The sequence below is a fragment of the Megasphaera intestinihominis genome (genome assembly GCF_040096415.1).
Lineage (GTDB): Bacteria > Bacillota > Negativicutes > Veillonellales > Megasphaeraceae > Megasphaera > Megasphaera intestinihominis.
This window is the reverse complement of sequence record NZ_JBBMEU010000076.1, coordinates 1-9,827: the sequence shown is the minus strand read 5'-3', so window position 1 is coordinate 9,827 and position 9,827 is coordinate 1. Positions and strand designations below refer to the sequence as shown.

8 protein-coding genes are annotated in these 9,827 nt (G+C 55.5%); all 8 read left to right on the top strand.

Going from position 1 to position 9,827, the window contains the following annotated elements:
* Positions 1-932 (top strand): RNA-guided endonuclease InsQ/TnpB family protein (locus tag WMO23_RS10010; protein ID WP_349173956.1); only part of this gene is annotated, 932 nt, incomplete at its 5' end.
* Positions 933-1,097: 165 nt separating this feature from the next.
* Complete coding sequence (htpX, locus tag WMO23_RS10005; RefSeq protein ID WP_020311695.1) at positions 1,098-1,952, top strand: zinc metalloprotease HtpX; 855 nt, start codon at positions 1,098-1,100, stop codon at positions 1,950-1,952.
* A 262-nt stretch (positions 1,953-2,214) separates the two neighbouring features.
* A complete protein-coding gene (locus WMO23_RS10000; RefSeq protein WP_296819927.1) occupies positions 2,215-3,744 on the top strand; it encodes a cobyric acid synthase in 1,530 nt (509 codons plus the stop codon).
* The gene (gene cbiB, locus WMO23_RS09995; protein ID WP_292281959.1) at positions 3,741-4,700 is read left to right on the top strand and encodes an adenosylcobinamide-phosphate synthase CbiB; all 960 of its coding nucleotides are present in this window, start codon (positions 3,741-3,743) and stop codon (positions 4,698-4,700) included. The genes WMO23_RS10000 and cbiB overlap by 4 nt, the downstream gene beginning before the upstream one ends.
* Entirely contained in the window at positions 4,691-5,551 is an 861-nt protein-coding gene (locus WMO23_RS09990; RefSeq protein WP_292108045.1) for a GHMP family kinase ATP-binding protein, read from the top strand. The genes cbiB and WMO23_RS09990 overlap by 10 nt, the downstream gene beginning before the upstream one ends.
* 4 nt (positions 5,552-5,555) lie before the next feature.
* Complete coding sequence (locus WMO23_RS09985) at positions 5,556-6,635, top strand: pyridoxal phosphate-dependent aminotransferase (protein WP_020311692.1); 1,080 nt, start codon at positions 5,556-5,558, stop codon at positions 6,633-6,635.
* A gap of 189 nt (positions 6,636-6,824) precedes the next feature.
* Positions 6,825-8,159, top strand: coding sequence for a branched-chain amino acid transport system II carrier protein (gene brnQ / locus WMO23_RS09980; RefSeq protein WP_020311691.1), 1,335 nt, complete (start codon positions 6,825-6,827; stop codon positions 8,157-8,159).
* A 17-nt stretch (positions 8,160-8,176) separates the two neighbouring features.
* Positions 8,177-9,568, top strand: coding sequence for an amino acid permease (locus WMO23_RS09975; RefSeq protein ID WP_020311690.1), 1,392 nt, complete (start codon positions 8,177-8,179; stop codon positions 9,566-9,568).
* Positions 9,569-9,827 lie beyond the last annotated feature (259 nt).

The window sequence follows — 9,827 nt, the reverse complement described above, 5'->3', positions numbered from 1 at the left end:
GTGAAAAAGGGGGATGGTTCCATCTCGTCTTGTCGACGAACGCTATCAACATCAAGAATGGGTTCCTGACAGTGCCGATGAGCCGGAAATATGCGAAAATCCATAACGGCCATCGGATTCGGATTCCTGTTCCCGACAGGCTGAAGGAAAAGACGATTCAAGAAGTCCGCATCTGTCCCATGTATGGCGGACGGTATTTCAAGATTCAGTATTGTTACCTAGAGGACCCAGAGCCGGTGAAAGCTTCGCCAGACCGTGTCCTGGCTATCGACTTGGGCCTGGAAAATCTGGCCGCCTGCGTCACCAATACGGGGACGTCGTTCCTCATGGACGGCCGTAAACTCAAATCTATCAACCAGTATTGGAACAAACGCAAAGCCAGACTCCAAAGCATTGCCGCCAAGCAGGGCCAGAAGACGACGAACCAGCTCTGTCAGTTAGCGAAGAAACGCAATTTCCGGATGCAGGACATCCTTCGCAAGACAGCCCGCTATATCCTCGATTTTTGCATTGACCATCAGATAGGGACCCTTGTCTGCGGCTATAACCGGGATTTCAAACGAGGACTAAAGCTGGGTAAAGTGACGAATCAGCATTTCACCCAAATCAATTTGAGCTATCTGCGTAGTACCTTGAAATACCTGTGTGAACGTTACGGGATAAGCTATCTGGAACAGGAAGAATCGTATACCTCTCAGGCCAGCTGCCTGGATTTAGACGACATTCCCGTCTACCAGCCGGATACCCCCTATACAGGAACGTTCAGTGGACAACGAGTCCGGCGCGGCCTGTACCGCTTTGCTGATGGAAGGACGGCCAATGCCGATATCAACGGAGCCGCCAACATACTTCGTAAAAGTAAGCAGAACTTCGATTTCGAGGGACTGTGTAAGGGGCTTTTGGACAGCCCTTTGAGAATAAGGCTATCCTGATTTCAGGAGGAAACTTAAACAAGCAACCTTCTCAAGAATCTCCCGCTTCTATAAGCGGGAGAGGTTCAATGACAACCATATTGACAACGAACATAAGACCGTATATAATGAGAGTGTAACGAATTTTACCTTTTGACTTTTAGCTTCTTGATAGGAGTTGATTTTATGAATCGTGTAAAAACCGTATTTCTCATGACGGCCCTGGCGGGTATCCTCATGGCCATCGGCGGCCTCATCGGCGGCCGCAGCGGCGTCATGGTCATGTTCCTCATCGCTACGGCGATGAACTTCATTTCCTACTGGTTCAGTGATACTATGGTCCTGAAAGCCTATCGGGCACAGGAAGTCGGAGAAGACCACTACCTGTACCGCATCGTCGCCGACCTGGCTCAGCGGGCGGACCTGCCCATGCCCAAGGTCTACATCATCCCGACGGAAGTACCCAATGCCTTCGCTACGGGCCGCAGCCCGTCCCATGCAGCTGTCGCCGCGACGGCTGGGATCCTGGACCTTCTTGACGAAGATGAAATCCGCGGTGTCCTGGCCCATGAAATGAGCCATATCCTGCATCGGGATATCCTCATCAGCACTATCGTGGCCTGCTTTGCCAGCGCCATCGGCATGATTGCCAACATCGCCCAGTGGGCTGCCATCTTCGGCGGCGGCCGCGACGACGACGGGGAAGGCAATCCTGTAGCCCTCTTGGTGACGGCTATCGTAGCGCCCCTGGCTGCGTCTATCATCCAGCTCGGCATTTCCCGGACGCGGGAATATATGGCCGACGAAGAAGGGGGCCGCATGATCGACGACCCCATCGCCCTGGCCAGAGCTTTGGCGAAAATCGATAACTACGCTCACCATTATGCCCTGCCAGGTGCGACGAAGGCGACGGCTCACATGTGCATCATCAACCCCTTTGCCGGTGCCGGCAGTGCCATTGCCAACCTCTTCAGTACCCATCCGTCGACAGAAAAACGTATCGAACGGCTGGAAGAACTGGACAAAGAATTACATGATTAATGTTTTACCGTAGGGGCCGTGTCGCATAAAGGCTTATTCCACCGTGCTAGGTCCCGTTTGCTTTATAGTTTGCAGTACAGAGTTTGTAGTTTTCAGAGAAAACCTTTAAATTTAAAGCCATCCGCTAACAACTAACTGCTAGCCACTAGCCACTTAAAAGGGCTTGTCGCACATGCGACAAGCCTTTTTCTATTGCATTTTCCGTCAGACAAGATATAATAAAAATATTGTAATAGAATGTAACCGTGAGGAGGAACGCTGGTTGGCAGAATATATCATGCTGCAGGGGACGAGTTCCCATGTCGGCAAGAGCATCATTACGACGGCTTTGTGCCGCATTTTCTTACAAGAAGGGAAACGGGTCGTCCCTTTCAAGGCCCAGAACATGGCTTTGAATTCCTATGTCACGGCCGATGGCCGGGAAATGGGCCGGGCCCAGGTCGCCCAGGCCGAAGCGGCCGGCCTGCTGCCCATGGTGGCCATGAATCCCGTCCTGTTGAAGCCCACAGGCAATGCCTGCTCACAGGTCATCATCGACGGTCGTCCTGTAGGCAACATGTCAGCCCGGGAATATCATAAAGGCTATGCGCTCCAGGCTTTCGACGCCGTCAAACGGGCCCTGGGCGAACTGGATAGGGCTTACGACACGCTGGTCATCGAAGGGGCCGGCAGCCCGGCAGAAATCAACCTGAAGGACCATGATATCGTCAACATGCGCGTTGCCAAATACCTCGGCGCGCCCGTACTCTTAGTGGCCGATATCGACCGCGGCGGCTCGCTGGCTGCCTTAGTCGGCACGCTGGAACTGCTCGACCCGGATGAACGGGACCTGGTCAAAGGCCTGGTCATCAATAAATTCCGCGGTGACGTATCGCTGTTCACGCCGGCTATCGACTTTTTGAAAAAAAAGACGGACAAACCCGTCCTGGGCGTCGTGCCCTATGTCGATGACCTGGGCATCGATGAAGAGGATTCTGTATCCCTCGACGATAGGGAACAGCGGCCAGAAGCTGATAAGGTATCTATCGCCGTCGTCCAGGTGCCTAAGATTTCCAACTTCACCGATTTCGACAGCCTGGCCCGCGAAGACGACGTCGCCCTGTACTATGCCCGCCATCCCCGCGACCTGGCCGGCGCCGATGCCGTCATCCTGCCGGGAAGCAAGAATACGACAGAAGACTTGTGTTTCCTCCTGGAACAAGGCTGGGACCGGGCTTTACAGCATTTCATCAGCCAAGGGAAGCCCGTCATCGGCATCTGCGGCGGTTATCAGATGATGGGCCAGGCCGTCTGCGACCCGGATCAGACCGAGTCCCAACTGGGCCGCGTCGAAGGCCTGCACCTCCTGGGAGTGACGACGACCTTCGTATCGCATAAACTGACGTCGCAGGTGACGGCTGACTGCCGCGACCTGCCTTTTGCCGGAACCATCCTGAAAGCGAAGGGCCTGACGGGCTATGAAATCCATATGGGCCGGACCGAGCGGGATGGCAGCGATACGTATCCCTTTGTCGTCACCAGCCGTTCTGGAGAACCCTGTGAAAGTCTGGCCGGTGCCGCCCGTAAAGATGGCCTGGCCTGGGGAACTTATATCCACGGCATCTTTGATAACGACGCGTTCCGCCGCCAATTCCTCAATGCCCTGCGGATCCGCAGGGGATGGCAGCCCATGCCGGTGACGCTGCACTACCGGCAGGAAAAAGAAGCGAAATACGACCGCCTGGCCCGGATCGTCCGGGAGTCTCTGGACATGAAGCGCCTGCGGCAGATTATGGAAGAAGGAATAAAATGATTACTGTACTCACCGCTTTTATCGTAGATTTCATCATTGGCGATCCCCATACGAAACTGCATCCCGTCGCCCTCATCGGGCGCTGGATCAGTCTGCTCGAACGGCTGTTCTATAATGAGAAATCGACGAAATGGGAACATTTCATCTTAGGCGGGCTGACTGTCGTCATTACCCTGTTGTTTGTCTACAACATCACCCTGGCCCTGGTCCTGGCCTTGGAATTTTTACCTAACGAACATTGGAGTTATATCATCCAGGGCATCCTCTTATCCTTCATGATCTGCCCCCGCAGCCTGGCCAAGGCCGGTCGGGAAGTCTATCGCTATCTCGTCCGTCATCATCTGCGCATTGCCCAGTTGAAGGTCGGCAAGATCGTCGGTCGCGATACGGACCATCTCGACAGCCCGGAAGTGACGCGGGCTACAGTGGAAACGATTGCCGAAAATACCATTGACGGCATCGTGTCGCCGCTGTTCTTCTTTGCCATCGGCGGCCTGCCCCTGGCTGTCGTCTATCGGGCGGCCAATACCCTCGATTCCATGATTGGCTATAAAACCGATAAATACATCTATTTCGGCCGCGTTGCAGCCCGCGTCGATGACGTCCTCAACTACATCCCGGCCCGGATCTGCGCCCTGCTGTTCATTGCGGCTGCCGCCTGCCTGGGCTATGATGCCAAAGGGGCCTGGCGCATCATGCGCCGTGATGCCTCTAAGCATCCCAGCCCGAACGGCGGCTATGCCGAAGCGACCGTAGCCGGGGCCTTGGGCATCCGTTTAGGCGGGCATAACCGTTATTTCGGCAAGGATACATTCCGCGAATATATGGGCGATGCCGACCATGAACTGGAACCGCAGTATATCCGCAAGGCCATGTATCTCATGTACAGCGTATCCCTGGCAGCCGGTGTCATTACGGCGCTCCTTCATTTAGGGCTCTACGGCTTATGGAGCTGATTGTCCGCGTTCCCGGTTCGTGCGGGGAAGTGATGCAGGGCTTCTGGCAGGGAAGGCCCTTCTTGGTTACGTGTCCCATCGACCGCTACAGTACCGTCGTCGTCCGCCCCGGGACGGGACGGCTCGTCGGCGGCGGGGCCAAGGCATGCCGTGCCCTGGCGCTGGGACAGGCCTATTGCCAGTGCGACAGCCTGGCTCATGATTTTTTCCTGACGTCGGAATTGCCTTCCGGCAAGGGCATGGCTTCCAGTTCGGCCGATATCTGCGCTGTCCTGGCAGCCGTAGCAGCCGTGAACCAGGTGCATCTTTCTGAAGGGGACATTGGCCGTCTGGCGGCTTCCATCGAGCCGACAGACGGCGTTTTTTGTCAGGGCCTGGCAGTGATACAGCCGGAAACGGGGGAGCTCCTCCATGTCTTTCCGCACGTACCACCCTTAACTATTGCCATCTTTGATGCCGGTGGGACCGTCGATACCGTAGCTTTCCATCAGGCCCGGCCAGACCGTGTCCGGCCTGATGCGGCGGCTCTCTTCCTGGGCTGGCAGCTCTTGTCGTCGTCGCTGACAGACCGCCAGATCGGACAGGCGGCGACCCTCAGTGCCCTGGCCAATCAACCCTGGCTGCCGAAACCGGATTTTCCGGCCTTTTTCCGGGCTGCCCGCCGTCATCCGGCTGTCGCCGGCGTCAACGTAGCCCACAGCGGGACTGTGGCCGGCGTCTTTTTCTGCCAGTCTGCCAGTCAGGCGGACAGGGAGGGGGTCATTGCTTCACTGAGCCGGCAGTTTTCGCATTGGACCTATACAGAAACGGTCCATTTGCGCAGCGGCGGTATTTCCATAGAAAACAGGTGATTCCATGATAAAACGATTTGAACATGGCGGCAATATCTATCAGCCCGCACCGGATGGCGGTCCGTGGCTGGACTTCAGTGCCAATATCAATCCTCTCGGACTGCCGGAGAGCATCCGCCAGGCCCTGGCGGCCCATCTCGACGCCGTCGTCCATTATCCGGATCCGGCCGGGACGGCGCTGCGCCAGGCCTTAGAAGGGGCCTACGGCGTACCAGGCGGGACTATCCTGCTGGGCAATGGCGCAGCCGAACTTTTTTATCTCTATATGCATACTTTCCGGCCTCAGCGGGTCCTGCTGCCCGTCCCTTCCTTCAGTGAATACGAACGGGCGGCACGGGCTGTTGGGGCCGTTATCGGCTATGAGTACCTGAAAGAAGACGATGACTTTGCCTTTCCCTGGGAAGGGCTGCGCCGGGCCTGCGGCCAGGTGGACTGCATCGTCATCGGCAATCCCAACAATCCTACGGGCACCCTGGCGACGGCCGATGAAGTCCTGGCCCTGGCCGAAGTCGGCGCCCGCAAGGGAACAGATATCCTCGTCGATGAATCGTTCCTCGATTTCCTTCCCTCTGACGAAGCCTATTCCGTCCTGGACCAGGCCGGGGACCGGGATAACCTGTTCGTCATCCGGTCGCTGACGAAATTCTACGCTCTGCCGGGCCTGCGCCTGGGTTTTGGTGTCACGTCGCCGTTGCGGCGCGGCCTCATGGAGGGGCATAAAGACGGCTGGAATGTCAATGTCCTGGCTCAGTATGCCGGCGTCGCCGGACTCCGGGACCGGGCCTATCAGCAGGCTTCGCGCCAATTGGTCCAGAAGGAGAAAGACTGGCTCTATGAACAGATGACGGCCCTGCCGGGTCTTCACGTCTATCGGCCTTGTGTCAATTTCATCTTCTGGCGCCTTACGGGAGAAGGGAAGCGGACGGCAGACCTGGCAGACGCCTTGCGGGCTGACGGGATTTTGATCCGCGATTGTACCAATTATCCGGGCCTGACGGCGGCATACGGGCGCAATGCCGTGCGGCCTCGCTTTGAAAATGAAAGATTCGTGGAAAAAATGCGGGAAAAATTAAGTAAGTTCTGATTTTCACTAAAATATTAAAGAAAGATTAGAGAAGCATTAGAATTAGATTAAACTTGCGAAAAATTCATGATTTTTTTTCCTTTTTATGATAGAATAAACTCACAAATTAAATTATTTAATTTATTACATTTTCTGTCCTTATGATTTCTTGACAAAATCTAAAATTTAAAAAGATAGGAGGAGTGTCATATGGGAGAAAATAAAGGAAACAGAACAATTGCTATTGGCTTGATGTTGTTCGCATTGTTCTTTGGTGCAGGGAACCTGATCTTCCCGGCTGCCATGGGGCAGGCTGCCGGCTCGAATGTCTGGTGGGCTGTCCTGGGCTTCGTCGTCACCGGCGTCGGCCTTCCGTTGGCCGGGGTCCTGGCCATGGGCTATTCTGGCTGTAAGAACTTGCAGGAACTGGCAAGCCGCGTCCATCCGGCATACGGTCTTTTCTTCACGGTCATCTGTTATCTGACTATCGGGCCGTTCTTCGCCATTCCCCGTACGGGCAGCGTCTCTTATGAAATCGCCGTCCGTCCCTTCTTGCAGAGCGGTGGCAATGACATGATCATGACGGGCTTTTTGGTCCTGTTCTTCGTCATTTCCTTCTGGCTGTCCGTATCGCCGCAGAAACTGGTCGACCGTATCGGCAAGATCCTGACGCCGGCTCTGCTGCTCACAATCCTGCTGCTCATCGCCAAATCTTTCATTACGCCCCTCGGCTCGCCGCAGGAACCGACCGCTGCTTATGCAACGGCCAGCATCGCTGCCGTACAGGGCATCCTCGATGGCTACAACACGATGGATGCTATCGCCTCGCTGGTCTTCGCCATCCTGGTCATCGAATTCGTCATGGAAGACGGGGCTACGGAACCGGCGGCTATCACTAAGGAAGTCTTTAAGGCCGGCCTCATTGCCGTCAGCTGCCTGGCTTTTGTCTACATCTTCATCGCCAAGATCGGTGCCGACAGCGTCGCCGCTTTCGGTATCCAGGAAACAGGCGCACCGGTCCTTTCCAAGAGCGCTATGATCCTCTTTGGTAATGTCGGGGCTGTCATCCTGGCCGTCATCGTACTCCTGGCCTGCTTATCGACGTCCATCGGTCTGATTACGTCGTGCGCTACGTATTTCAATGAACTCGTCGGCAATATCGGCTATAAGAAATGGGTCACCATCTTTACGGTCATTTCCTTCTTCGTCGCCATGTTCGGCCTGAAGACCATCATCGTCGCCGCTATTCCGGTCTTGATGTTCATTTATCCTCTCGTCGTCGCCATCATCATCCTGACCTTCCTCAACAATCTCTTTGATGGACGGCAGTGTGTCTACGCCTGGACCATCGGCCTGACACTCATCCCGGCTTTGGTCACAGGGCTCCAGACGGCGAAAATTTCCTTAGGACCTATCGATAATATCTTCAATACCATGGTACCGCTCCACACGCTGGGCATGGGCTGGATCAGCTTCACCATCGCTGGGTTCATCATCGGTTTCATTTGGAGAGCTGCTGTTTCTTCAAACAAAGCTAGTCAGTAAGGATTGGGGGCATGTTTATGAATATTTTACGCCGCAAATCCTTCGATGACTTGTTGGCCCATACGCAGGAAAAGAAATTGAACAAGGCTCTCGGCGCCTTCGATATTACCCTCATGGGCCTGGGTATCATCATCGGGACGGGGATTTTCGTCCTCACCGGTATCGGCGCAGCGAAATACGCCGGTCCCGGCCTGATGTTATCCTTCGTCTTCGCCGCTATTACCTGCGCGTTCGTCTGTCTTGCTTATTCGGAACTGGCTTCGTTCCTGCCCGTATCCGGCAGTTCGTACACCTACGCCTATGCGTCGCTCGGTGAAATCTTTGGCTGGTGGGTCGGCTGGAGCCTCATCCTGGAATACTCGGTCGGCGCCAGCGCCGTAGCTGGCGGCTGGTCGGCCTACTTCGTCGGTATCCTTCATTCCTGCGGCATCGACTTGCCGAAAGCCTTGACGGCCGTGCCGGCTGACGGCGGACTCATCAATCTGCCGGCGGTCCTCATCGTCGTCCTGGCGACGGCGCTCCTCGTCATCGGCGTCCGCGAAAGCGCTCACGTCAACCGCATCCTGGTGTACGTCAAGATCGGGACGATTTTCCTCTTCCTCTTCCTGGCAGCACCGCATATCGAACCGATGAACTGGCAGCCGTTCCTGCCTTATGGCATCCACGGCGTCTTTGCCGGGACGGCCGTTCTCTTCTTCGCTTACCTTGGCTTCGATGCCCTGGCGACGGCAGCCGAAGAAACGAAGAATCCGAAACACGACATGCCTATCGGCATCATTTCGGCCCTGGCCATCTGTACGGTCCTATACATCGCCGTCTGTGCGGCCATGACCGGCGTCGTCCCGTATCCCATGCTCGATACGGCAGCACCGGCGTCCTTCGTCCTGGAATACATCGGCCTCCATCTCGGTTCGGCCATCGTCGGTACGGGCGCTATCTGCGGCCTGTCGACGGTCGTCCTGGGCATGCTCTTCGCTCAGAGCCGGGCTCTCTACTCGATGAGCCGTGACGGCCTCATGCCCATGAGCCTTTACAAGGTTCATCCGAAGTTCCATACGCCGTATATCATCCAGATCGTCATCGGCGTCATCGTCGCCTGCATCACCGGTTTCACACCGATTCACATTGTCGCTGAAACATGCAGTGCCGGTACGATTTTCGCCTTCCTCTGCTCCTGCGTCGGCATCCTCGTCCTGCGTCGGCTCTATCCGGACCATCCGCGTGGATTCCGCTGCCCGGCTGTACACGTCATCGCTCCGCTGGGCTTCATATGCTGCGCTTTCATCTTCTCCGAACTGTCGCCGCATACGCTGATGCTGTTCACAGGCTGGACCATCCTGGGCCTCATCATCTACATGGTTTACGGACGCAAACACAGCCTCTTGCAGAAAGAAAGCAGCAATTCGTAGTTCGTAAGCTCCGTCCTGTAGGGACTTGCACGTGGCAAGCCCGCCAAGCCTCCCCATTATAGGGGAGGTGGCCCGAAGGGCCGGAGAGGTTTCATATGAAAAAAAGAGGATGGAGTTTGCAGAGAAAAAGCTTTAAATTTAAAACCATCCGCTAACTACTAACTGCTAGCCACTAACCCCTAAAAAAGGGGCTGTAACATAATAGCCTCATCGAAAAAAATGGACTCAGTTATCTGAGCCCATTTTTTTAAGCAAAAGA